The organism is Gordonia sp. NPDC003950, from assembly GCF_053605205.1.
Map to the genome: position 1 here is coordinate 24,183 of NZ_JBSGIT010000031.1, position 25,104 is coordinate 49,286.

Sequence of the window (25,104 nt, forward strand, 5' to 3'; positions counted from 1 at the left end):
ATTCGCAGCCTATGCCTGCGCGAGATACCCGCTGAAAAGGCCTGCGTCCTCTTCCCCGGGCTCGTGGGTACCGAACAGCAGTGCGCGATCAAGCAACGTGTTGTTGAGCTCACACGAGGTCTCCGGCGCCAACACGCACGCATGACAAGCGGCCATGTTCAGAGCGTCGGTTCCCGATGCCGGCGACTCGATACACACGGGATCGGACGAACACCACGACAGCCTCGTCAGGCCTTCTTCGATGGCGGCGGCGAACTTGGTCGGATCGGCCTGGGAGGCGACACCACCGAGGCTTCCGGCCGAGTCAGAGCTGGCGGTGTAGATGAGGATTCCGGCCATGTCCTCATCGACGAAGAGCCGCTCCCGGAGTGAGGATGCCGGATACCCGGCGTCCAGGGACAGCTGATCGATCAGCACGTGGGCGAGCGTGTGGAGTGCGACCTTGGAGATGTCGACGGGCAGTGCATCGCGGTTGAACTGCTTCGCCTGTTTGTTGGCTGCGTCCTGCAGCTTGCGCCGGCGGCCCTCGGCGAACGGCTTTGTCGCCCAGGTCGTCAGCTGCTTTCGGTCGAGGGCGACGAAGATGCCTTCGCCAATGACCTCGATGGCCGGTAACCAGTAGAGGGGCTCCGGCGACAGCCTGCAGAACTTATCGGGGTCGGACTCCCCGGAGAGCCTGGAGAATCCACGCAGCGCGCGGACCTCGCGGAGACGTGTCACCTTCCGCAGATCGGTGAAGATGTCCGGTACACCGTCGGGGAATTGCCGTCGGGTGACCGTCTTCTCGCAGACGAAGTCGGATTCGTCGGATTCTTCCCGCCCCTCGATGAGCTTGGCGAACTCCTGGCGGCGTAGTTGTTGTTCGTCGACGTCGTCTGCCTGTTCTTCACCGCGACGCCGTTCGATCTCGGCCATGACCTGCTCATAGGAATATCGCCGAGAGTCCTCGGCGATCTTGCGGATGAGGGCTTCGCCGGCCAGGTTCGGATCCTCGAGGACAGTCCAGTGCTTATTGACGAACTTCGCGAGGGCCTCCGAGTACGGCGGGATGGAGATCGTCGACCGCACAGCCGGGAACCACACGTTGGACGCACCACGTTGGAGCACCTGAGGAGTGTCGGCGCAGTCCTCGGAGTATTCGCCCCCCAACCACGGCCGCCGGCCCTTGCATCGGATGACGCCTTTCATCGCAATTGTGGTCGTCGCCCCATCCAAGCTTCGTTCCAAGCCACAGGTGCACTTGAGCATGAGGTCATCAAGGGAGGAGGTGCGGCCCAGGGCCTGCATGTGCATCTCATGTTTCTGATCGCCGGATGCCGAGGGTCCCCGATGAAGCCATTGAAAAAAGGGGAATTCATCGATATGCCCACGTACGCATGCGGTGATCAGACGGAATGGAGACAGCGCCGCGCCGTCACGCCCCTCCTTGCATCGGCAATGCGTGGCATTCCAATCACCGCCCAGCTGGGCAGCGGTGCCGATGCGTCGGCACGCGGGGCAGATCTGTGTCTCCGGAAAGCGCACGACTGGTACGTCGCGTCTCCCACCCGCCGGTGGTGACTTGAGTTCCGTGACCCCGAGGGATCGCGCGAGACGCGGCTCGCTGATGGGCGGGGACGCGTCCTCATTCCATTCGTGCAAGCCGGAGATCATGAAACTGGTTGTTTCTGAAGGGAATAGACCACCGATTCCGTACGTACTGAGAAGCTGGCTACGACGGGCCTTGACGTTGTTGGTTTTCATTTCACCTTCTTCAGCGGAATCTGATACAGACTGCTCTCGGCGTCCACGTCACGCATGCTCTGCAATGTCGGCCAGGGAACCTCACGCTGGGAGTACTCGATCTCCTCGATGGTCAGCGCATCCTCCGGCCGAACCATCAGCGCAGCCTCCAAGTTTTTGTTCTGATACTTCATGTTCTCGCGCTCTTCGCCGGCGTCGGCCCACACCTTCAAAAGTGCGGCGAGCTGGTCCTCGGTTGCTTCTGCCTCATCCGGGGCAACCCTCTCCACTCTCTCGACGATCAGGCGCACAACCTCGGCGAGTGCATCCCATTCGTCGGCCGCCAGATGCGCGGAACCGTTACCTGACAGCCCTCCGATGAGCAACCGCGCCATCGAGATGAGGACACCGTGCAGTCCTCGATCCCGGGCTCGGGCTGCGAAAGGTGTTGCGCTGGTTGCCTCGACTGCGCGGTACAACGACTGGTGGAAGGGCCGGAAACTCTCATAATGCGAGCGATCACGCGAGCGGGCCGAGTTGAATATGGTGACGACGAGGCCGGGATGCTGGCGCCCGACACGGCTGGTTGCCTGGATGTATTCCGCACTCGCCTGGGGCTGGCCCATCACGGTCATCAGACCGAGGCGATCGATGTCGACTCCCACCGAGATCATGTTGGTGGCCAGAACCACGTCATTCGGTCTGTGCTTGCCGCCAAGTCGCTGTTCGAGTGCCTTGAGCCTTCCGGGGATTTCCGACGATGGCACCCGACTGGTCAGCTCGCTGACCAGTACCCTCGTGCGCTGCTTTGTTTCGTTGCGCTGGGCGACGACTCCGAGGCGCTCCTGGACGTCGCCCTCGACCTGCAGGTATGCACTGCCGAGTACTCGCAGGCTGTTGAAGTATCCCAGAAGCGTCCAGTAGGGGTCCCGCGTGTCGTCGTCACCCTCGATGTCGTTCGCGGCCTGCAGGAGTGCCGAGTAAACGCGGACCATCAGTGTTGCGTGGCTGGTGCCCGACGCCATCACCCCGACGTAGCGACGAGTGCCCAGTTCGTCCTTGCTCGATGGTTCGGCGAAGAACGATTCATCTGGGTCGATACCCGGAGGAGGAAAGAGCGCCGCAAAACGTGCGAAGACGGACTCGATCTGTTCGTCGGCGCGTCGGATGGTCGCGGTCGATGCGATCACCTTGGGCTTGGCCCGGTTGTATTCATCATTGAGCGACGGGACCGAGCATGCGGCGTCGACGGCCGTCTCGTACAGGCCGACCATCGAGCCGAGTGGACCCGAGATCAGGTGCAACTCGTCCTGGATGATCAACTCGGGCGGTGTGCCCTTGCCGTCGCGCGCAAAGAGCTTGCCCACGTTCTCATTCCAGGCCATCATCGCGAACTTGTCGACGGTTCCCAAGATGAGTTCCGGACGTTCGCGGTACACATCCTCGTCCACGAGGTGAACCGGGAGCCCTCCTCGAAAGTCACACGATGGGGTCTTGCAGGCGATAACGAGGTGGTCGAAAGGCCGGCGCTCTGCTGAGTAGTTCTCGTGATTGAGGAACGTTCCGCACCACGGACACTGGGTGAGCTGGACAGGGTTCTTCTCCTGAAGCTCCTCGCCTCGGGCAAGCTTGTTCAGCGACGTGCGGGCCTCCCGAACCGAGTTCGGGGTGGCGCCCGCACCGACCCACAGGCCGATGGAGAACGGCCGCGACCCAAGATCGGCATTGTCCTTACGCACCGTCTCCAGGGAGCACATGAGCATCGACGCCCGTTCGAACTGTTGAATGGTCAACAGACGCAACGTGTATCGCATGATGACTGCTACGCCCATGGCCGAAGAATTGCAGATACGGCGCAGCAGGATGACGAAGGCCACCAAACCCAGATACGCCTCGGTCTTACCACCGCCGGTCGGGAACCAGAGAAGATCCGCCACCTCCCTGTCATCGTGCGTCGGATCGGTGATCCCGGGAAGGTTCAGCAGAACGTAGGCGATCTGGAATGGGCGCCACGTGGCGTCCGCGCCGTCACCGACGGTGCCCTTGGCGCCACCACGCACCCAGTCCTGGCGTGCTCGCTGCAATTGCATAGCACGGTTGGCCAATCGAAAGGCTCGGAGCGCCTCGGGGTTGTCCTCCAGGAGCCGGATTCCGGCATCGATCCGGTCGGCAGCCTTCCGCATCTCCGCGACATGTCGGGAAGCGACACCTTTCAGATCGTCACCAGCAACCGCTTCACCGCTGTCGATATCGGCTTCGACCTTGCCGATCCAGTCGCGGTACTGGTTGGTGAGACCTCGCAGGTTCTCGCTGATCGCGTCGATGGGATCATCTGCGAATGACGCCATCCGCAGGTCGAGATTCTTGACCTTGCCGGGTTTGGCCCGATGAACCTCGTGCGTGGGAATGAAGGTGGTGGAGACCTTCGCGACTGCTCCGTTGTCCACCGAGTCCAGGTCCCAGTCGGCTGCGCAGCCATGCCCGATCGCGAAGGTGTGGGCGTTGCGGTACATCAGCGCGGCGGTGTCGAGGTCCGGGTCGCTGCCGATGTTGTGGGCGACCGAGCGATCGACGATGTCGGCGTGTTGGGTCTGGACGGTGATGCCGACCTGGAACCACGAGATGGCGTCTCGCATATCGCCTTTGACGGAGATCGCGGTGTTGTTGAGCGCCACCGTGACCGTGACCTTGCCGCCCCTCTCTGGCCGGACGTACCTGTAGAGCTCCAGACCCGGACCAATGTTCGTGCGGTACACACCCGGGCGCTGCAGCTGCTGACCGATCGCTTTGGTCTCCAGTGGGATACGGCTCCAGCCTTCCGCGGCTTCGTCCTCGTCGATCAATTGCTGATAGCGGGCGGCGCGCGGCGTGATCGTGACCGATCCGGCCGAAGCCCGGACCGAGAACGTCATTCCCACCGACGACGGGAATCGCATCCGCGCCTGCGCGACCGGGCTGCCCTCGTCGGATTCCCCATCCGCCTCCGCTCCGGTCGGTTCGGTCTCGTGTTCCTGCTCGACATCTTCGGCGTCTTCTTCGTCGGCGGGCCGCGGCCATAGGGCACCGACGATGTAGCGGCTCAGTGGCGCCTCGCCGATCACCTCGTGCTCGCCCTCGCCGGGACCGATGAGGTCGGCTTCCAGCGCGTCGACCATCTCCTCGCGGAACCGATACTTTTCGGCCAGCTCTTCTTGCACGCTCATCCCACTTTCTCCATCACGTCCCACAGCGGTCTCGCAAGACCTGCCACTCTCGGCACCAGCCAGAAGCCGCCAGGGCCTGCGCCCGCCTCGGCGGCGATATTCGGGTCACCAGCCACTGTCTCGACGGAGACCAAAACCATGTCGGTCAGCGCGGCAGGCCATTGACCCGGACGAACCTTGAATGCGGCGGAGAAGTCCTCGCCGAACTCGTCGGTGGTGTGGCCGATCGGCCGGCCATTGGCTGTCAGCGCATAGATGGGGCGCTGCGCGTCGGAACGCATGCGATCCAGTTCTGCCTCGACCGCGACGCCGGGTGTGAGTTCGTCGAGTGCGGCCTGGACCTGAGTAACCGAGGCGTTGTCGACAGCGACCGGTCGCGCGGCGTAGCTGTCGCCGTAGCCGATCTCCAGGGCCCGAGCCCTCGATTTGCCTTTGGGGCCCATGCGTTCTTGCAGCCGATCCGGAAGCCAGCGGCACTCGCTGACCACGGAATGTCGGCGCGGTGTGGTCACCATGACGATGGTGTCCCGGGCGCGGGTCAGCGCCACGTACTCGAGGCGGATCGGCGCCCACGGGTCATCCTCGTCCGGTCGGTCCGACCAGTCGGCGATGAAGACGTTGTCGAACTCGAGGCCTTTGGCGCGGTGCACCGTCGAGACGATGATCCTCGTATCGTCGTCACCTTCGGTCAGGGTCAGCGGCACGTTTCCGGCTCCCAGACGACGGCGCAGGCGGTCGAGGTCGATCTGATCCATGCCCCGGCCGCGTTGCTCGGCGGACTTCAGCAGATACCAGGCGTCCTCGGCGTCTGCTTCATCCAGGATCTGCTCGAGCCGCTGTTCCACGTCGGAACGGGCGATGATTGGTCCCTGCAGGGAGCCGAGGGCGTTTCCGATCCACTTGGCCGCCCCGAACGACTGAGCGGGCCGCCGCACCGCGTGGGCGATGCCTTCGTCGACGAGTTCTCGGGAGATGCGCAGGACCTCTGCGTTGCTGCGGCACAGGATTGCACTGCGCCCGGCGTAGAGGTCGAGGAATGACCAGTCCTCGACCCTGTCGACGTGCGGAAGGGTGTCGCGGAATCCGCGGAGAACAGCCAGTGCTTCGGCGGGTTTGGTCTCGCTCCGCAGCAGTGGACCGAGTTCAGCTGCTCTGATGCAGTCTCCGCCACGGGCTCGGTAGTTGGCCGACAGGTTCACTTCGGTGGCGCCGAGCTCAGTGGCGATGCTGCCGAGAAGTTCGGGGGATGTCGTGGGTGCGGTGGACTCGTCGAGGACGAAGTCGTAGATGCCCTGGAGCGGATCGCCCAGGACCGTGAACCCGGCGTCGTCGGAGAGGCTCGACAACAGCGCCCACACGAAGTCGGCACGATCTCCGACCAAGTCCTGCACCTCGTCGACGATGACGTGTCGGAGGGACTCGACCAGGTCGGCGACATCGTCATTGTCGGCCAGCAATTCAGTTGCCTGCCGGATACGCGCCTCGAATCCGATCGCAGGCTCGACATCTGCCTCCAGCAGGAGCTGCGACGCGAACGAGTCGAACGTTCTGACGTTGACCTCGGCGATGTCGCGCTCGGACAGCCGGGAACGGACCGCGTGTACAGCGGCCCGCGAGAAGCTCAGGACCAACAGTTCTACGGATGCGGAGAGATCCTCATCCTCGATGAGGGACTGGAGGCGAGCCGTGACGACCTCGGTCTTGCCCTGGCCGGCGCCGGCGATCACGATCAGCCGTTCGTCGGCGGCGGCCTCGGCAATGCGGTCTTGGGCGTCGTCGAGCTCGACCTGGGGGCGAGCGTTCTCGGTCATCGCTGGTCTCACTCCTGCCCGCTCATCGCGATGGTTACTTGTCCTCATGAAACCGGATGAACCCTATCGGTTGAACCGGTCTCGGTGGAGGCTCCTTCAAGACTTCTACTCGTCCTCACAGACAAAACGGGCCAGATGCGACCCCGTGTCCCTCTGAAAGCGGGACACCGGTGTCCGTCGATCAGATGAACCGTCCGTCAATGCCTTTGCCCTGTTCGCAAGAGTTCGATCGTGGCGACGATGTCGTCGGCGATGACCGAGGGTGCCTCGTGTTCCCAGTAGCGTCGAACGGTCCACCCGCGCTCCTGGAGCGCGGCGTCGGTGCGCCGATCCCGAGCAACGTTCGCGTCGAGCTTGTTCGCCCACCACTCCCGATTCGCCGCCGGACGGGTCGCATGCTCGGGACACCCGTGCCAGAAGCACCCGTCGACGAAGACGGCGAGCTTGATCCCTCGCCATGCGATGTCAGCGCGGGTGCGCATGTCCGGCTCGAGCTTCACATCGGTCCGGAAGCGAAGGCCTCTCGCGTGAAGCACTTTGCGGACCTCGACCTCGGGGGCGGTGTCCTTCGAGCGCTGCCGACTCATGCGGGAGCGGACGGCGGCGGAGGAGGCGGGTGGGCGGTGAGAAGGCCCACTTGCGTCTCGTTCCCGGGCATCCACATGCCCACAGTAGGACCAACGTCCGCACCTAGGTGCGCCATCTGCGCGCCGTCGTACTCTGTGCGGCAGGACTGAGCCAGGGAGACATCTTCGATGACAGACACGCGGAAGCGTGACAGGCCGCAGGACATCCTCGGCTATTGGCGCGCGGTTGAGCTCTTCACACCTCAATCCGTGCCCGACATCGACAGGCACAAAAGGTCATCAAGCAGAGGTTGCCACCTGATGTCGCAGACTTCGATCAGGACACGTGGGATTCCCACCGTGTCTGTGTCCACACCGGGGCTCGCCCCCGATCTCGTCGACCGATGGACGCAGAGGGCCGGACGCGTTGACGCGTTCGCGTATTGGACTGTGGCGCAAGTTTCGTCGTCGTTTCATCGTTCTCACCGCCGCTGGTCTCAGCGGTCGCCGGACACTTCTCTCACCTGACTTCGTCCCGCCTTGGAGTGGATCACTCACGGCATGTCAGTCGATGGCACACATGGGGTTGCCGGGCATCGGCGTGGGTGATCTCGACGCTCACCTCGGCGCCGTTTAATCACCAAAACGGCCCGCGCGGGTCATCCGGTGCCGGCCCATCACAGGATGCTCCGAAGTCCGAATCACGCTGCACGACCTGTACGACCTCGCTCGTCCGCAAACCACCGAGTCGTCGACGCGTTGGAGCGGTGCGCGTGGGCAGGGACCACTCCCGACCGCCGCGACTTGATCGGTGCCGCACCGAATTTCCCACTGCTCGCCGCCACCAAGACGCATCGGTTCAACTGCCGCGTCATCGTGGCGAGGGAACCCGAGTTCGCGAGGGGCGCCGTGTTGCTGACGGCAGCGGCTCCCACTGCAGCATCCCTGTCGCATGGTTGAGGTCGACGAAGTAGATGCCGAATCACTTCCTCCGCAGCGTCATCGGCGTGCCTGAACGTCAGGTGGGCGACGCATGCCGACATCCTGACGCGGGTCAGTGGCTCGAACGCGTCACCTGTGGGGGCCGTAGGTCCACCCGCCATTGGTCGGCTTCGTCGACACCAACACCCGCGGCGGCAACCACCGAGATCAGGTCCTCCTGTCGGGCCTGCCCAAATGCCAAGCGATAGTACGCAACCCGCTTCTTCGTCTGCTCGATCCGAGCTTGATCAGTACTGAGCTGATATGGCATCACGTCGCGAAGCACCTTGAATGGGCCCGGGTACACCCAGTCGGGCGCCAGCCCCTCGATGCTGCTGTGCGGTGCGTCCCTGGCGGCAACGTCGTAGGCGGCCTTCCACGGGTTACCGGTAGCGAGCATCGCGGCACTATGGGCCGCGACTATGTTGCGTCGCACCGCGTGGCCACGGAAGCGATTGACGCGGCCGTCTCTCTGCTCGAAGTCGACGGGATTGCCGGGGGTGTTCCAGTGCACGAGGTTGTGACACCACGGGTGGAAGTCGATACCTTCCTGGCCGACACTGGTCGAGACGAGCACGAAGGGCCAGAACGGGGAATTGAAGGCTTCGCGCACGTCCTCCGCGCGCACCGAGCCCTCCTCGTTCGTGGTCTCGCCATATCGCAAGGCGAACCGACTCCGAAAGTCGATGTCGTTGCCATCACCGAGAGGGTCTCTGGCCTTGTAGATCGCCGGATTCAGCTTGAGCGCTCGGGCCGCTTTGTCGGCGAACTGGATCAGGGACTCATCGGTGTATGCCGACTCCCCCTCGACGGCAGCAAGGTGGAACAAGTACTCATCGAGAACCGCTTGCAGGTTGCCGTCGGCGCAGTAGCGAATCACTTTCTGCCAGTAGTGAGTGTTGTCTTGGTACAGCTCGTCGAGCACCAGCGAGGACTCCCAGCGATTGAACAGCGTCCGCAGCCCGGACGCCAGGATGCCGGCTGCGCGCCAACGGCCGCCGATGCTCACCTTCGACGTATCGCCGTCGAGTCGACCGAACGCCCGCCAGGCGCAGTTCGCCGGCGAGTGCAGAGCCAGGCGCGCAGTTTGTCGGGCGAGTCCAGTGGGAATCACCGACAGATCCTGGCCGGCGGTGCTTCGTTGCACGCTGATCGCTTGTTGCACATATTCATCCAGCGCTGTGGCCGTCTCGACTTCCCCGGCATTCTCCGGAGCCTCCACACGGGCCGCGATCGCGTCGGCCGCGGTCAGTCCGGCCACCGATCCCCGCAAGGCTTCGCTGAGCCTGGGGTCCGAGATCATCAGCGGCCATTGCCACATCAACGCCGCAACGTCACCTGCCCCGGACTCCACACAGCCCTTGGGAAGTTGCCCGGTCAGCTCTCCCGCGAATCGGATCTCGGCGTACTCGGGGTCGTATGGCCGTCCGGCCGCACTGGCGAGGCGAAGCGGGTCGGTCTCGTCGGCCAGGCCGGGCAGGGGGAAGAACAACATGAACGCGTTCATCGCGGCGAGATCGGTTCCACTGCGCCGGAATTGGAGTCGCTGCGACACGTACTCCCGTGTTGTCGTAATGCCGTGCGGAGAGGCGGTCTTGGACCGTGCGATACGTCTGCTCGCGTCGTGACTCAACAATGACGCGACCGCAGTCGGTGTGGCCGACCACTGCGAGAACACGAGCTTCTTGGTCATCTTCCGCAGGTCTGGATCGGCGTACGGTCCTCCGGGTTTCAAGTAGGGCACCGACGGTGGCACCCACAGCAATTGCTCCCATCCTGCGCCAGTCGTGGCAGCCATCAGTGATTCCAGCCGCGGATTCTGACGCGGTAGTTCGTCGTATCTGGCTACCGCTACGGGATCGAGACGTTCCAGCCGTGCGACCGCTTCTCGTACATCTGCATCGCCGATCTGGTCTGCGGTGAATCGGCCCAGTTGATAGGAGCTTCCCATGAAGTTCGCAAGTGCCGGAACCGACTTCCATACGTCCATGGGTAGACGAGTACCGACGAGCTCTGCCAGCTCGGTAAGCCTCATGAACTGTCGGACGTCGGCGGTCGTCACCGCCTCCGCCGATACTCGGGACTCCAAGACCATCGAGTCGACCACAGCCGTAGGACGTTCGGTCCGGCACATGACGCCGAGGAGTTCGACACGCAGCCGGTCACGCAGGATGCTCGGATTATCGCCGGCAATGATCGTGTCTCGAAACTCGCTGAGTAGCTTGCTGATCCCCTCAGAACGTTCGTGTGGGTCGTGAGCATTCAGTCCCGCTGCGAGGAAGTCCAGTGTGTCCATGAACTGGCTGCGATGAGTGGAACCGTCCGTGACACTCACGCCATCGTCGAGGTCGTAGGACTTGTATGGTGTGGCAGAGAGCAGCAACACTCGTGCGGCATCTTGCGTGAACATCTCCTGCGCCAGTTCGCTCACAGGCAGATCCGCTTTGAGCAGGTCGGTGAATCGTTGGAACTCATCCAGAATGACCAGGTCGGGTTCGAGCGCCTCGACACCCGCACGGGCAAGGACGCGACGCAGGCGGATGATCACCGCAGCAGCAGCCGACGAACCGCCGGGTACCGACTGTCTACCGACGGTTTCGTTCAGCAGGGCCTCGAAGTCCTCGAGTGGACTGGACTCGTCATCACCTCGAAATTGGCCCAGTTCAAGGAATTTCTCGACGATAACCGGGTCGAGAGGAGGAGTGCCATGACGATTTGCTTTGTCCTGCAGCTCTGCCTCGTAACGCCGCGCCCGCTCCTGCAACTTGTGCCAGGTCGAGACCGTGCCTTGCAGTATCCGGAACGCGGCCGTCGCGCGAGCACCCGTGAGCGACAACTCGGATCGCAAGATCAAGAACAGTAGTGCGCGTTCGTCGGCCGTGCCCGTACGCCAGCCGCCGTCGGGGAAGGAGGTTTGCGGTGTCAGCGAGACCAGGTTGACCGGCTTACTGACACCAGGTGTTGGTGCACTCAGCTGGTGGGTCGCCGTCGCAAGCATGCTCAGCCGCGTCGACATCGTGACCTTGTTCCCGGTGACGTTCAGTCGCTTGATGTTCTGTCGAGCGATGTCGGCGTTGGAGCAGATGTAGACGATGTCGATCCGTTTGACGTTCGGATCATCCTGCAGGTGCTCGATGGCCTTGGCGATGACGCCGCTGGCAACGACGCTCTTGCCGAGCCCCGTCTCGTCGGCCACCAAGAACCTCTTGCCCGATTGTTGCTTGTACAAGATGTCGATGACGTGATCTACTGTCGCCCGTTGGAAGGGGCGCAGTTTGGCGAGCGAGGCTTCAGCCGAAAAGTGCTCGATGTCAGACACGGACTTCGCCCCTCACGTCGGCGGTCGCGGAATCCACGGCGGACCACAACTCAGCGAATCCGGTGGGCAAAACCCGGTGCGGGTCACCTTCGTTGACGATCGTCGTCACCACCCCGGAGAGCTGGTCGAGTACTTCAGGACGCGCAACTGACGCTCGCATCAACTGCTCGAACAGCCCTTGCTCCAACTGATTCCACGCTCCGACGCTCGTACCGCCGCCGTTGCCGTGACCTTCTGTGGGATCGTCCGGGACGTCGAACGACAGTAGGAGCGCCAGGAACCTGCGGAACGCGTCCGGATCGTTGATCTCGGCGGTCACGATGCCGTTCAGTCGAGCGGGGACGTCGCCAATCAGTGTCGCCTTGACCACGGTAGAACTCGATCGGTCGTTCACGTCGTAAGCAGAGATCACCAGGAATGCGGTGACGTCGGTGAGCGCTACGCTCGGGTAGTCGATCGCCAGAGGAACTGCCAGGGTGAGAGTGGTCGAAGTGGACGGATCAGTGAGAAGTGAGATGCTCATCGTGACCTGGGAGTCGTGCGTCGGTATAGGAGACTCGCTTGTCACGCTCAGGTGCACGCGTTCTTTGTCGTCGAACTGCATTTGGATGAGAAGTGGCACAGCGGCAACGGCACGGACGTAGGAATCCAGCGCGTGTTGGATTTCGTCGTCCTGGGAGGTCTGGGGTCTGATCTCGGTCTTGTCGAGGATCGAACCGAAGCCCTCACTGCCCATGAGGGCATTGACACCATAAGTCGTTGCGCTTCCGGTCATCTCGACGAGTATTTCGATGTTCTGCGTGAAGGCCGGGCCGGTCGCGTTCGCCGAACCGATGAACAGGTGCGCCAGCTTGGCGCGCTCGACGGCGTAGAGCTTGGCGTGGAGTCCGGTGAGCAATCCGTTACCTGCGATACCGTCCTCCTCCTCGGCTGGTATACCTGCGATGGGCGAGAGGACATACGCAGCTTCAATCCATTCGGCCATCTCGGCGCTCAAACCGTCAAGGGCGTCCTGACGGGAGATGACGGTCAGGTTGTTTCTCGCCTCAGCGCCGAGTATCTCAATTCCGCTGTCCTGCAAGAAAGGTGACATCACCAGGTGTCGGTATCCCGAGAAATCCGGCTGCGGCTGAGCGCGGCCTGGTATGCCGAATACGTGAAAGATCATCTCTTTGATGCCGTGGGGGTTATCCCACTCCGCATAGCGAATCTTCTCCGCCAGGGCGGTCAGACGTCGCCGGCGCGACCCTTCGAGTTCAACCTTCGGCGCCGAGGCGAGGTATCGCAGCAGATCGACGAGGGGCTTGTTCTGCGCTCGGGGAGCGGTGTTGATGGCACCATCGAGGGTCAACACGATGTCCCACGAGCGGTCCCAGGTGAGATTGCGAGACAGCACGATCAGCTTCAGTACCTGGTGGCCGCCATCGTCGGAGTAGACAGCGATCCACAGCTTGGGATGAAACAGGCCGCGCGGCGGAGTGATGCCGTGAATCGCGTTCTCCAGCAAAGAAAACAGGCGGGACCGATGGCGCGGGATCGAGATCTGTCCGGACTGGTGGAAGATGTCGATTGCGCCGATCGTGGATCTGATCGACGCGATGGTCTCGACGGTGTCTGCGGCGTCGACGCGTGTGCTTCCTGCAAGCGCCAAGCATGGGAGAAGCGCGCTCTCCAGGTCGAGGGTGAACGTCGTCGCCACGAGGTGCTCGATGGTGTAGCCCGGCGGCGGGACGAGTTCACCGAGCAGCGTTGCCCGGGCGTCAGGAGCGAGCACCGTTGAGTCCTTCCTTGATGTCTGCCAGCATGCGCTGGACGATGAACCAGCGGTACGTCAGACGGCCGGCACCGGAGGCACCACGCCAGTTGCGGATCTGCCTGTCATTGTCGAGTCGTGAATTCTTGCCTTTGTTCTTCCGTTCCCGGTCCACGATCATGGCGCGGACCGCTTCCGAGGCAATGACCTCGCGGGAATCGACAGAGCGCAGTTGAGCGAGCCATTGATCGACGAAGATCTTCGTCGCGGGTCCCACTGGACGTCCGGATCGGCCGTCGAGCACGGTCCGCCAGAAGGCGTCGAGGTCCCACGCCACCAGTGCGCTTCGATTCCGCTCGACCTCGTCGGCCCACTCATCGAGGTCTTCGAGGTAGCCCGCGGCATACCCACCTTTTTCGGCGCTGATTGCGTCGAACTTCTCGGCAACGAGGAGGTTGTATAGCAGGGCCGCCCCGTTGATCATGAGGGAGAACAGACGTGCATGCTCGACGATGTCACGGAGTTGGGGCGGCGCCATTTCGAGCGCCGGATGGGACCAGGGAGTAGACGCCTGAGCAGGGTCGGCGTCAAGACCGTCGGCGAGGAGATAGGCGAGGTAGCTCCCCTTGCACGTCAGAATGATGCGTTCGCGAAGAAACTCCGCTTCATCTGCGGTGAGCTCGAGACCATCATCGAGCCGACCCGGAAAGCCCGGTGGGGGTTCGATCGGCAGGTTCCAACGGTAGTTCTTCGGGTCCACCAGGATCCCGTATCGCTGCAGTGCAGCCCAGTAGATGCGCGACGGTAGCGCGCGGACAGTCTTACCTGCGATCTTGCCGATCATCCCGTCAACAGCCGGCGGGGTGCGCATCACCTCGATGAGTTTGCGCTCCTCGTTATTGGCTCTCGAGAGGATCGACGTGCCGGTCACCCTCGCCGCCGCCCTCTGAAAGATCCACGGGACGATCAAGAAGTAGCGGGGCCGAGCGTGGATGGTTGAGGTGCCGGGAAACATGAGATCACCGAGCGCGTCCCGCACCTGGCCGATACCGAGGTCATCGAGAGTCGCCATATCGCTGAACAGTCGAACCAGTTCTCGCATTCGGCGTTCGTCTGCCGGTGATGTGTCCAACCAGGCAATGCTCGACATCAGGCTTCTCCTCGCAGACCAGCGGACACTCTATGACTCCGTCGCCACGTACCAAACGTGCGCTCAGCGAAGTATCGCAGCGCGCGACCGCCGTGTTAACGGTTTCTCCGAGGGAGTTCGTGACAACGATCAACCAACCCGGACACGGTGTCATCTGAACAGACGAGCCCAGCGTCATGTCGGAATCGTCGGATACATTCAGGTCGTTGCCGTCACTGCCGATCTGCGAAGAGGTACCCATGTCCGACGCCGCCGGTGAAGTCGTCCCCGTATGGACCCTCACCACCCAGGATGCCGAGATCCCCGCAATTCTCAACGACGACGCCATGACACCCGATCGGCTCGGGCACCTACGCACAGCGCTGGCTTCCTTCGCGGACACCCCCATCGCAACGCTTGAGGCTCACTCACTCCACGAGCCGGTGGATCACTCAAGCGGCCTCGCGCTATCAGCGGCAAGCCCGTTGGCTCAGCAGCTGTCGCTCCTCGTGACCCGAACTCCGAAAGTAATGACGGACGGTGGCGAGACCCTCTACCGAATGGTCATTCCCGCCAAGGCTGCGGCCCAGATGAGCGCCGGCGCCCTCACCCCTATGGTCGCAAAGGCCGCAGGCACCGGCGGGATTCACAGCGCTCTGATGAACGGCTCCAAGGTCGCCGCACACGCCAGCTTCGTGCCCGTGAGTGCGGGCAAGGCCGCGGCCGCGGGTGCCGCCGCCGGAAGCGCGGGTACTGCTGGCGTCGCGGTCACCGGGGCCGCTGCTCTGACCGTGGCCGCGCCGCTGGTGTTGATGGCCGTTGCCGTTGCAGCGAGTGCACATGCCGAGCAGAAGCGTCAGCGCGCCATCGAGCGAATCACCGACTTACTTGAGAAGCTCCAAGCCGACAAGCTGGCCGACGAACAACACGCCCTCGAGGGCTGCAAGAGCGCAATCGACAAGGCCAGCTCCATCGTCCTCGATAAGGGTCAGCTCGGGGTGAGCCTCGGACTCGATAGCGCTGTAAACGTCATCGACACAGCAGTCGTCCGCGCCAAGGATCGAATCGCCAAGTGGGAGAGAGCACTCAAAGCTCTGACCGATGACCGGGTCGAGCTCGGCAAGCTGACGAAGGAGATCCCCGGCCTCGATACATCCGAAAGCGAGTTCTACGTCCACGTGCAGCTCGCGCGTACGGCAATCGAGATGAAGCGCCGCACCTTGGTGTTGCAGGCTGTTGAACACGCGCAGGCGGATGAAGGAAATCCGTTTGAGCGATTCCTTCAGAGCCTGCGCACCGAGGAACGGGAGGTGGACGCTCTCGCGGACCGGTTGCAGGCAGTCTTGGCTCGTTTGTCGACATTGCAGCTCGACCGGTCGCGCGGCAAACGCGACATTGTCTTTTCACCGGGTGAGGTCGACAAGATACTCGACACGTCCCGGCGTCTTCGAGCTCTCGGCAGTCTTATGGAGATACCGGACAAACGTGCCGACGTGACGATCGACATCGTCCAAGAACGGGACGGCTCATTGGTTGTGCTACCGCCGGTGGCCTCGTAAAACCATGACTCGGATCCATCAAGGCTCATATCGCCGAGGCTGCTACGTGCGCCCCGCATCTCGCGGATGATTCCATACGGCCTACCACTCTGGGGATGTCACGCCGATCGTCGAAACCATGGCCACCGCGGCCATCTCCGCGACTCATCAAGCCACACAACTCGTTCCCGAACTACGCAACATGCGTGCCCGATGGGACGACATTGTTCGGGCACGGCGAGGGTCGGCGGCCAGGCGACTCCTCGACGTCGTTCTCCGCCAGCCCGTCATCGACACCCGCGCCGTCGCAACAGCACTCGCCATCTCCCCCACCAACGCAGGCCGGGCCATCACCCCATTGGTCGACGCCGGGGTGCTGCAGGAGTTCACCGGTTTCAACCGGAATCGGATGTGGCAGGCGAACGAAGTGCTCGGCGCACTCGATGATTTCGCGGCGAGGGCAGCGCGTCGTGGGCGGTCAACCCGCAGCCCGCTACAAGCGCGAACTGTCCTACCTCATCGACTACGCCCGCACCGATTGGCTCGGGTTCTCCCCGATCGTCGGTTCTGCTGCGACCCTCTCGCGGCGGGACGGCACTCGCAGCCAGCAGGACTTCAAGTTCGAGCTGATTGGTGACCTCCTCGAGCGCGGCGTCCGCGCCGGTGACCGCACATCCTCCGACGAGATTCGGTTCGAGCCATGGACGGGCACTGAACACGCTGTCATGCAACATATCCGCAGGTCAGTCGCGAGCATCGGGCATCTGCCCGACTCCGGTGAGGTCAGCTGGTTCGCGATCCTGTGAGTTGATATAGGCACACGATGACACGATGCCGAGTCCGAGTTGCCCGCCGACTACATCGGGACGATCGACCGCACGGAGACAACGCTTTCCGGGGTTGCCTGCTCACTCCCGCGCGGAAGGTCAGCGCGCACCCGATTCCGGCCACACTCCCTACACTTTGCTCATGTCCTCCACTGATCCGCTGACCCTCGGCCAACGATTGGTCGCGGTACTGGAGGACGGCCAGCGCAGCACGACGTACAAGCTCGCCGTGATGGTCACGCTCCTCGATCTGGCCGTCGAGTTGGTCACGGATGATCCGGACGCGGCAATCACGGTTGACCTCGATCTCTTCGCACATCGTCTGATGGACATGTACTGGCGACAGACTCGTCCCCTCGACGGCCGCATTCTCCGCCAGTCCAACACCGGAAACAGTTTCATTCTCAGCGAGACGCTCAAGCTCCGCTCCGCGGTTGCATCACCGTCCCTCCGAGAGGTTCCTTTCGACACCGCGGCAGCCGACGCCCCGACCATCTATCACCGCTCACGTCTGGCCATCAAGAAGAAGCTGGTGGAGCTCCCACTCAAGCTGCTTCAGAAGGCCGGCACCGGGCCCTACGAGTGTTTCCTTTACGACGACTCGTGGCTCGGCCATCCGTCGAATGCCGTCATCGAGGCCCACGGCAACTGCATCGAACTGTTCCCCGGCGTCTGCCACACCCTCGCACGCCTTGCACCGTTGGTGAAGCCGGCCTTCCAACTCGCATGGGTCGCCGACGTGCGGCGGATGAACAAGCAACTCCTCCTCGACGAGGGCCCCGACCTCTCGCACCACTTGTTCGGCGCCGACCGCGTCTCACTGCAACGCCCAGCCCACATCCTCGGCGAGCACTTCGGCAACGAGTGCTTCTACTGCCACAACCATCTTCGGGCACACCGGCACGTCGACCACGTCCTGCCCTGGTCCCGTGTCGGCATCGACGGGCTCTCCAATCTGGTTCTGGCCTGCCCGAGTTGCAACTCCAGCAAATCCGATCTGCTCCCCGATCCCGATCACGTCACCCGCGCCCTCGACCGCGGACGCGACATCCTCGACGAACTGGCGCACATGATCCACTGGCCCAGTCAGTACGAACGCGTGGCATCTGCGGCACACGGACTGTATTCGACTCAGCCGCCGTCGACGCCGGTATGGCATACGACGAAACATGTTGCCCCGCTGGGGCGTATCGACTTCTTCTGGGCATGACGCCGTCCTGCTCTGGAGAATGAGCTACCTTCAGTCGCTCCGACGTGCAGACTGGTTGATGTGACTTCCGACGAAATCGCCGAACTCCGAGCAGACGAAGCACCGCGCGTTGTTGTGCGGCGGACGGGTTCAGAGCCCTTCACTTTCCATGCGGACGCCCAGGGCGCCACCCTGAACAGCTTCTGGTCGTGGGCGGCGTCAGATCTCTTGTCGAACACTCTGCGCGGGCAACTCGCCGAATTCATCGTCGGCCTCGCGCTCGACTGCGTCGACGTCCGCCTCCGCCGCGAATGGGACGCCTTCGATCTCAAAACCGACGACGGGATCACTGTCGAGGTGAAGTCGACTGCCTACCTGCAGAGTTGGGGGACAACCAGGAGCGATTCGCGGAGATTCGACATCTCCGAATCGACCGCGTGGCACGCAGATACCAACACGTCCGCGACCTCTGCATCACGACCCGCCGACGTCTACGTGTTCTGTGTCCACACAGCCGAAAACCGGAACGTCGCAGACCCGCTGCGCCTTGATCAGTGGGACTTCTACGTCGTCAGTACGACGCGGATCAACCTGATCTTGGGACAGCAGAAGTCGATCGCACTGTCCGTTCTACCGAAGGCGCTCGACACTTCACCCGTCGCATTCGGCGAGGTCGCGGATGCGGTTCGACGGGCCGCCAGATCGTAGAAGAGTCACTACTGTTATCGATCCCACATCCAGCCATCAGCATTTCACGAGGTCAGGGGCTCACACTGGGATCTGGTAGACCCTCCCGGGCCGACCTACGCACACAGGCATCACCGCGGAGGTTCCCATGAGTATCGTTCTCGGACTTCATCTTCAGACCGACCGGGTACTGGCCGTCGTCAGCGACGACCCGTCGCCCGGGGGTACTGCACTCCATGAATCCCACCAGATCTTCCCCGTCGCACTGCGGTGGCCGGCCGAATCATCGCCGACGCTGCCCGGACGCGGCCGACAGGAGGCGATCTACCGTCACTTCCTCGACCACCTCGGCGATCCACGTCCACTGTCCACATCATCGGGTGGGCCGGCCCGCTTCGCCGACGCTCTCGCCGGAGCCCTCATCGCGCAGATCGTCGCGGCCATCGAGGACTCCGTCCACGGCCACGCCTCCCGCGTTCTCGTCGCGCATCCGTCGTATTGGACTGTGGCACAGGTGTCATCGTTTCATCGAGCACTTGTCGACGCCGGGCTCCACGGTCAACGCGCCCTTCTCGCACCGGATTTCGACGCGGCTCTCGAGTGGATCGATCACACCACCGGACTCGACGAGTCACATGACGTGGCCGTGTGCGACCTCCGCGGTTCCTCAGCAGTGGTGGGGTACGCGCGCCGCCCGCACTCCGGTCATCTCAGCACCGTCACCGCGCACAGTTTCCCGGGCATCGGCGTGGCCGACCTCGACGATCGGCTCGAGCATCGTGTCCTGGTCAAGGCAGCTCGCTCCGGGCATCCGGTACCGGCCCACCCGGCCTTGCGTGCCCAGGTTCACGCGCGATGCGCCGAGGTTCGAACCTCGTTGCGCAGCATGGCCACTCGACTCGACATCGAGACCCCGGGGCGTCGCGGCCTCGAGCATCACGAGGTGGTGATCACCCTCGACGATCTCTACGGTCTCGCCCGCCCACAGGTCGTCGAGATCGTGGACGCACTGCAGCGGTGCGCGCCGGCGGGACGGACTCCCGATCACGTCGTCTTGATCGGCGCCGCCCCCAGTTTTCCGCTGCTGGCCGCAGTTGTGAGTGAACGGTTCGGCTGCGCAGTCGTCACGCCGAAGGAGCCGGAACTTGTATGTGCGAGAGGTGCAGCAGCACTTCTCGCGGCGGCTGTGCCCACTGCGACGCCGCTGTCGCCGGCCTGAACTCCGTCGCGAACGGTGCCGCCGAACAGGCTACCGTCCCACCGCGGACAAGGCTCACCGGAACGCGAGTGCGAGCCTCCACCCTTGGTAGTCGCCAATCGGAAGGCCCACCCGCTCGAGTCCGGCGCGAATGACCATGCGTTGACTCGGAAAGTTCTCAACAGGACGTGTCGGTAAACCTCCTATCCGTCCGAGCCGACGTCGTCAAAACTCGCGACCACGATTCGTGACCCAGTGCAGGCCGCGCTCGGCGTACGGGCGCGGCTCGAAGCGGAGGCTACCGGACTGGCGGGTTGAGTTCCGGCGTCGGGTTACGGGGCCTCGACACGGTCCTCCGCTATCGCTCCGGACCGGCTCGACCAGCGGGTGATGGATCGGCTCGATCTGGCGGAACGGACCGGCTTCTCGTGCCACGCATGAACCGTGGACGAGGCTGTCCCACAAGTGAAGTGACGGTGCGGTCGCGCGCCGGACGGCCCTCGAGTCGATGCGACAGCCATTTGACGGCGAGAGGACCGGAGAACGGGAGCAGTGTGAAGTGTTCGCTGAGTTGGTCGCGAACGTAGGTGACCGGTACGCCGTAGTCACGGTAGTTCGCGGTCAGCTCGTCGATGTCGTTGATGCCGATCACCTCGTCGTGGACGGCCTGGATGACGAGCAGTGGAATGGCGGGTTCGTGCGAGCCGAGTCCGAGGTCGGTCATCATCTCGACGATCTCGGGTTGGGCTAGGAAGTCGGCGATCGGGATGTCGATGTCGTCGCCGATGTCGTGGTTGCGGAACTCGCGCAGCGCGTCGACGGTCCCCATCTCGGAGATCGCGGCGAGGTCGCGCCGGCCAGTCTCGGTGAGGTGTGCCTCGAAGGCCGCGTCCAACGCCGGATACACCCGGCGCAGACCGGCCATCACCATCAGCGGCAGGCCGGCGTGGAAACCACCGTTGAGACGCGACAGCGCCGAGGCCATGTCGCCGACCGGAGATCCGAGGACTGCGCCGATCAGGTTCAGTTCCGGCGCGTAGGTCGGGGCCATCTCCGCCGCCCACGCGGTGGCCATGCCGCCACCGGAGTAGCCCCACAATCCGACGGGTGTGTTCGGCTCGAGTCGCTTGCCGGCGAAGTTGATGGTCGCGCGGATGCCGTCGAGGGTGCGGTATCCGGGTTCGCGGGGTGCGCCCCACGCGCCCAGCATGCCCTCGTGGTCGGGGATGGTCACGGCCCAGCCCTTGGCGAGCGCACGACGCACCACGAGGAACTCGAACGGCGCGATCGCGTGCGTGGCGCCCGTACCCTTGCGCAGCGCGTAGGACGGGAAGCATGCCGAAGTGACGGCGTCGATGGCGCACTGGAACGACAACAACATGAACTGGCCCTGTGGAGCAGGCTTCCGGGGCAGCACGATCGTGGTGGCGGCCACTCCGGCGACCCCGTTGAGGTCGGTGGAGCGGTACAGCAACTGCCACGCCTGACTCTGGTGGTGCGACGCCCAGAAGTCCTTGAGCTCGACCTGACGGGAGCGAATCACCTCACCGGGCGTGAGCGACGCCACGTCGTCGGGGGCGTCGAAGAACGGGTCGTCGGTGGGCAGGAGGGCACGCGGTTGCGCCGGCTCCTCGTGGGTTTCCGGTTGGCCGGCACGTCGCACATCGACACTCATCGCACACCTCGATCCTTTCGCGGGACTCCTGTGCGCAAGGTTGCAGGCGCCGACGACGGAGTCACGCCATACGTATGCCAACGGTCGGCGCGGCATCCTGATTCCGATACGGGGTGTGCCAGGTCCGGTGACATCCCTCGCGTACCGGCCGCGCTGTGAGGTTCGGTGAACATACCCGAGTAGTGGCCCCGACGACATCGCCCCCGGCAACATCTCGTACGCGCAGTCGTACTCGAGCTCATTGGGATCGATGTCCAATGGCAGAAACGGCGCGAGACGATCACGATAATCGGCACCCCGCGGCACCGACCCGCAGGTTCGGCGCGTGTCGACGGGCATGATGAGTCCCAGCCGTACCGCAACAATCACCAGCACAGGGAGCCACGATGACCACATCCGACACCGCCTCGATCCTGTCCGACTTCGTCGACGCGCTCGCCGGCGGGCGACTGCAGGTCGTCGATCTCACCACCCCGCTGAGCAGCGCCACGCCCGCGCTGCGGCTTCCGGAACCCTTCGTCAACCTGATCGACTTCAGCCTCGAAGAAGTCAGTGCCTACAACGAACCGGGCCCCTTCTGGCGGCACAACAACATCCACACCGGCGAGCACATCGGCACCCATCTGGATGCCCCGGTGCACTGGATCACCGGCCGCGACGGCGACGACGTGTCGCAGATCCCGGTGCGTCGTCTCATCGGGCCAGCGGCGGTCCTCGACCTCACCGACAAGGTGACCGATGACCCGGACTACCTGCTCACCGTCGCCGACGTACAGGAGTGGGAGGCCGCCCACGGTCGCCTCGCCGCGGGCGCCTGGCTGCTGCTGCGGACCGGTTGGGAGTCGCGCGGGCACTCCGAGGACGCGTTCCTCAACGCCGACGACACCGGCTCACATACCCCGGGCGTCGCGGTCGAGTGTGCGCAGTGGCTGGCCACCGAGCGGGAAATCACCGGCCTGGGTGTGGAGACGGTCGGCGTCGACGCGGGCCTGGCCGGAGGCTTCGATCCGGCGTTCCCGGTGCACAACTACTTCCTCGGCAACGACAAGTACGGCATCACCTCACTCCGCAATCTCGGACAGTTGCCGGCCACCGGTGCCGTGCTCATCGTCAGCCCACTGCCCATCGTCGGCGGCACCGGTAGCCCGTCGCGGGTGCTCGCGGTGATCGACGGCGCGAACTGATGGAGTCCGGGGTCACCTACGGCCCGACGGTCGCCGACGTGATCGGCCGCGTCCTCGCCGATCTCGGTGTGGGACATGCCTTCGGCGTGGTTGGCAGCGGCAACTTCGTCATGACCAATGCGCTGCGCACCGGCGGGGTGCCCTACACCGCCGCGCGCCACGAGGGTGGCGCCGCGACCATGGCCGACGCCTACTCGCGGATGTCCGGACGCGTCGGCGTCGTCACCCTACATCAGGGCTGTGGCTTGACCAACGCGATGACCGGGATCACCGAGGCCGCCAAGAGTCGCACGCCGATGATGATCCTGGCCGCCGACAGCCCGGCCACCGCGCTGCGCTCCAACTTCCGGATCGACCAGGAACACCTGGTGCGTAGCGTCGGAGCGGTCGCCGACCGCGTGTACTCGTCGACCACCGCGGTCGCCGACGTGATCCGCGCCTACCGGACCGCGGTCACGAGGCGACGCACCGTCGTACTCAACGTCGCCATCGATGTGGCGGCGTCCGAGGGTACTGCGGTGGGCCCGATCGGAGTCGATGTCACGCCACCGCGGGTCCGTCCCGATGCGCAATCGGTGACGAGACTGGTTGCGGCGCTGCGTGATGCGCGACGCCCGGTGTTCGTCGCGGGCCGTGGCGGTCGGGGTGCGGGTCCGCAGATCGCCGAGTTGGCGGCTGCGACAGGCGCTTTGGTCGCGACGTCGGCGGTCGCGAATGGCCTGTTCGCCGGTGATCCCTTCTCGCTCGGCATTTCCGGCGGCTTCTCCACCGACACCACCGCCGACCTCATCGCCGGGGCCGACCTGATCGTCGGGTGGGGGTGTGCGCTGAACATGTGGACGATGCGCCACGGTCGGCTCGTCGGCACCGACACTACCGTGATCCAGGTCGACGACGACGTCGATGCGATCGGTGCGCATCGTCCGGCGGACGTCGGGGTGGTCGGCGATTGTGCATTGACCGCACAAGACGCCTTGGAGTTGGTGACCGACGGCCCCGCGCCGGTCGGGTACCGGACCGACGAGGTGAAGGCACTGATCGCGAAATCGTCACGGTGGCAAGATGTTCCGATTGACAACTCGTCCACCGCGGAGCGCATCGATCCTCGCTTGCTCTCCGTCGAACTCGATTGGCTGTTGCCCCTCGAACGGATCGTGTCCATCGACTCCGGGAACTTCATGGGCTATCCGTCGACGCATCTGTCGGTGCCCGACGAGTTCGGTTTCTGCTTCACGCAGGCGTACCAGTCGATCGGACTCGGGTTGTACACGGCCATCGGTGCGGCAATGGCACAGCCAGATCGGTTACCGGTGCTGGGGACCGGCGACGGCGGCTTCCTGATGGCCATCAGCGAATTGGACACCGCTGTGCGGGAACGACTTCCGCTGGTGGTGATCGTGTACAACGATTCCGCGTACGGGGCCGAGGTGCACCACTTCGGGCATGCCGACATGTCGACGGTCACCTTTCCGGAGACCGACATCGCTTCCATTGCACGGGGTTTCGGTGCCACGGGTGTGACGGTCCGCGGTATGGGCGACCTGGCCGTGGTGCGGGACTGGCTGGACTCGTACCAGGCCGGCGGCACGACGGGTCCGTTGGTCATCGACGCGAAGATCACCAGCGACGGCGGTTCCTGGTGGTTGGCGGAGGCATTCGCCGGGCACTGAGGAGTCCACCGGACTACAGGTGCCTCCCCCGATTGGGGGAGGCACCTATCCACCGGCCGATCCACCGGTCGGTGGGGTTTGCGTGGTGGCGTTGCACGGCAAAGTCATTGGTGTCAGAAACACAGCCCAGCCCCACCGGGACCGGACGTCACAGACACCAGGAGCACGTCATGTCGAAGAACATCAAGAACCGCACCCTCGCCGTTCTCGCCGGCACCGGGATCGCCGCCGCCATCGCCGTCGGGGGCGCCGGACTCGCCTCGGCCGGAACGGTGCCGGTCACCCACCCCGGCGAGCCGACCGTCGCGATGACGCTGACCAATCACACCAACCGCACCGAGTTCCTCGCCTCGGCCACCCCCGGCTCGGGGCACTGGGTGGACGCCCCGAGGTTCACCCTGGCCCCCGGGGCGTCGGAGACGGTCGTCGCGGTGGCACCGACAGCCCCGTCGGAGACCGTGTTCGTGAACTACCACATCGGAGCGTTCGGCCCGACTGCCACGTACAACGTCGAGAACGTGCGCGGTGACGTCAACACCGATATGACCGGCATCTCGGGTGGGCACTACTTCATCAACACACCCCGTATCGAGTCCGGCTTCCCGAACGTCAACGTCAGCTACGACCTGTGGTGACACGCTGACCTTTCCGA

Annotated in this window: 16 protein-coding genes; 8 read left to right on the top strand and 8 right to left on the bottom strand. The window is 63.9% G+C overall.

Features of this window, described 5'->3' with window-relative positions; translation table 11 throughout:
- Positions 1 to 9 precede the first annotated feature (9 nt).
- From drmB to ACWETB_RS21565, 7 genes are all read right to left on the bottom strand, one after another.
- Entirely contained in the window at positions 10 to 1,743 is a 1,734-nt protein-coding gene (drmB, locus tag ACWETB_RS21535) for a DrmB family protein (RefSeq protein WP_452213529.1), read from the bottom strand.
- Positions 1,740 to 4,925, bottom strand: coding sequence for a helicase-related protein (locus ACWETB_RS21540; RefSeq protein ID WP_452213531.1), 3,186 nt, complete (start codon positions 4,923 to 4,925; stop codon positions 1,740 to 1,742). Before ACWETB_RS21540 ends, drmB begins: the two co-directional genes overlap by 4 nt.
- The gene (locus ACWETB_RS21545) at positions 4,922 to 6,736 is read right to left on the bottom strand and encodes a UvrD-helicase domain-containing protein (protein ID WP_452213533.1); all 1,815 of its coding nucleotides are present in this window, start codon (positions 6,734 to 6,736) and stop codon (positions 4,922 to 4,924) included. The genes ACWETB_RS21540 and ACWETB_RS21545 overlap by 4 nt, the downstream gene beginning before the upstream one ends.
- A 197-nt stretch (positions 6,737 to 6,933) precedes the next feature.
- Positions 6,934 to 7,593, bottom strand: coding sequence for a very short patch repair endonuclease (locus tag ACWETB_RS21550; RefSeq protein ID WP_452213535.1), 660 nt, complete (start codon positions 7,591 to 7,593; stop codon positions 6,934 to 6,936).
- Between the two features lie 763 nt (positions 7,594 to 8,356).
- A complete protein-coding gene (locus tag ACWETB_RS21555; protein WP_452213537.1) occupies positions 8,357 to 11,602 on the bottom strand; it encodes a helicase-related protein in 3,246 nt (1,081 codons plus the stop codon).
- Positions 11,595 to 13,376 (bottom strand): phospholipase D family protein, encoded by a 1,782-nt coding sequence (locus tag ACWETB_RS21560; protein WP_452213539.1) that lies wholly within the window; start codon positions 13,374 to 13,376, stop codon positions 11,595 to 11,597. The genes ACWETB_RS21555 and ACWETB_RS21560 overlap by 8 nt, the downstream gene beginning before the upstream one ends.
- Positions 13,363 to 14,505: a DUF6361 family protein gene (locus tag ACWETB_RS21565; protein ID WP_452213541.1), complete on the bottom strand. Its 1,143-nt coding sequence runs from the start codon at positions 14,503 to 14,505 to the stop codon at positions 13,363 to 13,365. The genes ACWETB_RS21560 and ACWETB_RS21565 overlap by 14 nt, the downstream gene beginning before the upstream one ends.
- Before the next feature lie 239 nt (positions 14,506 to 14,744).
- On the opposite strand from ACWETB_RS21565, the gene ACWETB_RS21570 reads away from it, so the two are divergent.
- The 5 genes from ACWETB_RS21570 (at position 14,745) to ACWETB_RS21590 (ending at position 19,944) form a co-directional block, all read left to right on the top strand.
- Positions 14,745 to 16,043 (top strand): hypothetical protein, encoded by a 1,299-nt coding sequence (locus ACWETB_RS21570; RefSeq protein ID WP_452213543.1) that lies wholly within the window; start codon positions 14,745 to 14,747, stop codon positions 16,041 to 16,043.
- 449 nt (positions 16,044 to 16,492) lie between these two features.
- Positions 16,493 to 16,828, top strand: coding sequence for a hypothetical protein (locus ACWETB_RS21575; protein WP_452213545.1), 336 nt, complete (start codon positions 16,493 to 16,495; stop codon positions 16,826 to 16,828).
- A gap of 163 nt (positions 16,829 to 16,991) precedes the next feature.
- A complete protein-coding gene (locus tag ACWETB_RS21580; protein WP_452213547.1) occupies positions 16,992 to 18,059 on the top strand; it encodes an HNH endonuclease in 1,068 nt (355 codons plus the stop codon).
- Positions 18,060 to 18,119: 60 nt separating this feature from the next.
- Positions 18,120 to 18,746 carry a hypothetical protein gene (locus ACWETB_RS21585; RefSeq protein WP_452213549.1) on the top strand — a complete coding sequence of 209 codons (627 nt, stop codon included), beginning with the start codon at positions 18,120 to 18,122 and terminating at the stop codon, positions 18,744 to 18,746.
- A 127-nt stretch (positions 18,747 to 18,873) separates the two neighbouring features.
- Positions 18,874 to 19,944, top strand: coding sequence for an Hsp70 family protein (locus tag ACWETB_RS21590; RefSeq protein WP_452213551.1), 1,071 nt, complete (start codon positions 18,874 to 18,876; stop codon positions 19,942 to 19,944).
- Between the two features lie 337 nt (positions 19,945 to 20,281).
- On the opposite strand, the gene ACWETB_RS21595 is transcribed toward ACWETB_RS21590, so the two are convergent.
- On the bottom strand, positions 20,282 to 21,598 hold the full coding sequence (locus tag ACWETB_RS21595; protein ID WP_452213553.1) for a lipase family protein: 1,317 nt from the start codon (positions 21,596 to 21,598) through the stop codon (positions 20,282 to 20,284).
- 386 nt (positions 21,599 to 21,984) lie between these two features.
- Here ACWETB_RS21595 and ACWETB_RS21600 point away from each other — a divergent pair, with 386 nt between their 5' ends.
- The 3 genes from ACWETB_RS21600 (at position 21,985) to ACWETB_RS21610 (ending at position 25,087) form a co-directional block, all read left to right on the top strand.
- On the top strand, positions 21,985 to 22,782 hold the full coding sequence (locus ACWETB_RS21600) for a cyclase family protein (protein ID WP_452213555.1): 798 nt from the start codon (positions 21,985 to 21,987) through the stop codon (positions 22,780 to 22,782).
- Positions 22,782 to 24,452: a thiamine pyrophosphate-binding protein gene (locus tag ACWETB_RS21605; protein ID WP_452213557.1), complete on the top strand. Its 1,671-nt coding sequence runs from the start codon at positions 22,782 to 22,784 to the stop codon at positions 24,450 to 24,452. Before ACWETB_RS21600 ends, ACWETB_RS21605 begins: the two co-directional genes overlap by 1 nt.
- Positions 24,453 to 24,622: 170 nt before the next feature.
- A complete protein-coding gene (locus tag ACWETB_RS21610) occupies positions 24,623 to 25,087 on the top strand; it encodes a hypothetical protein (RefSeq protein ID WP_452213559.1) in 465 nt (154 codons plus the stop codon).
- Positions 25,088 to 25,104: the final 17 nt, after the last annotated feature.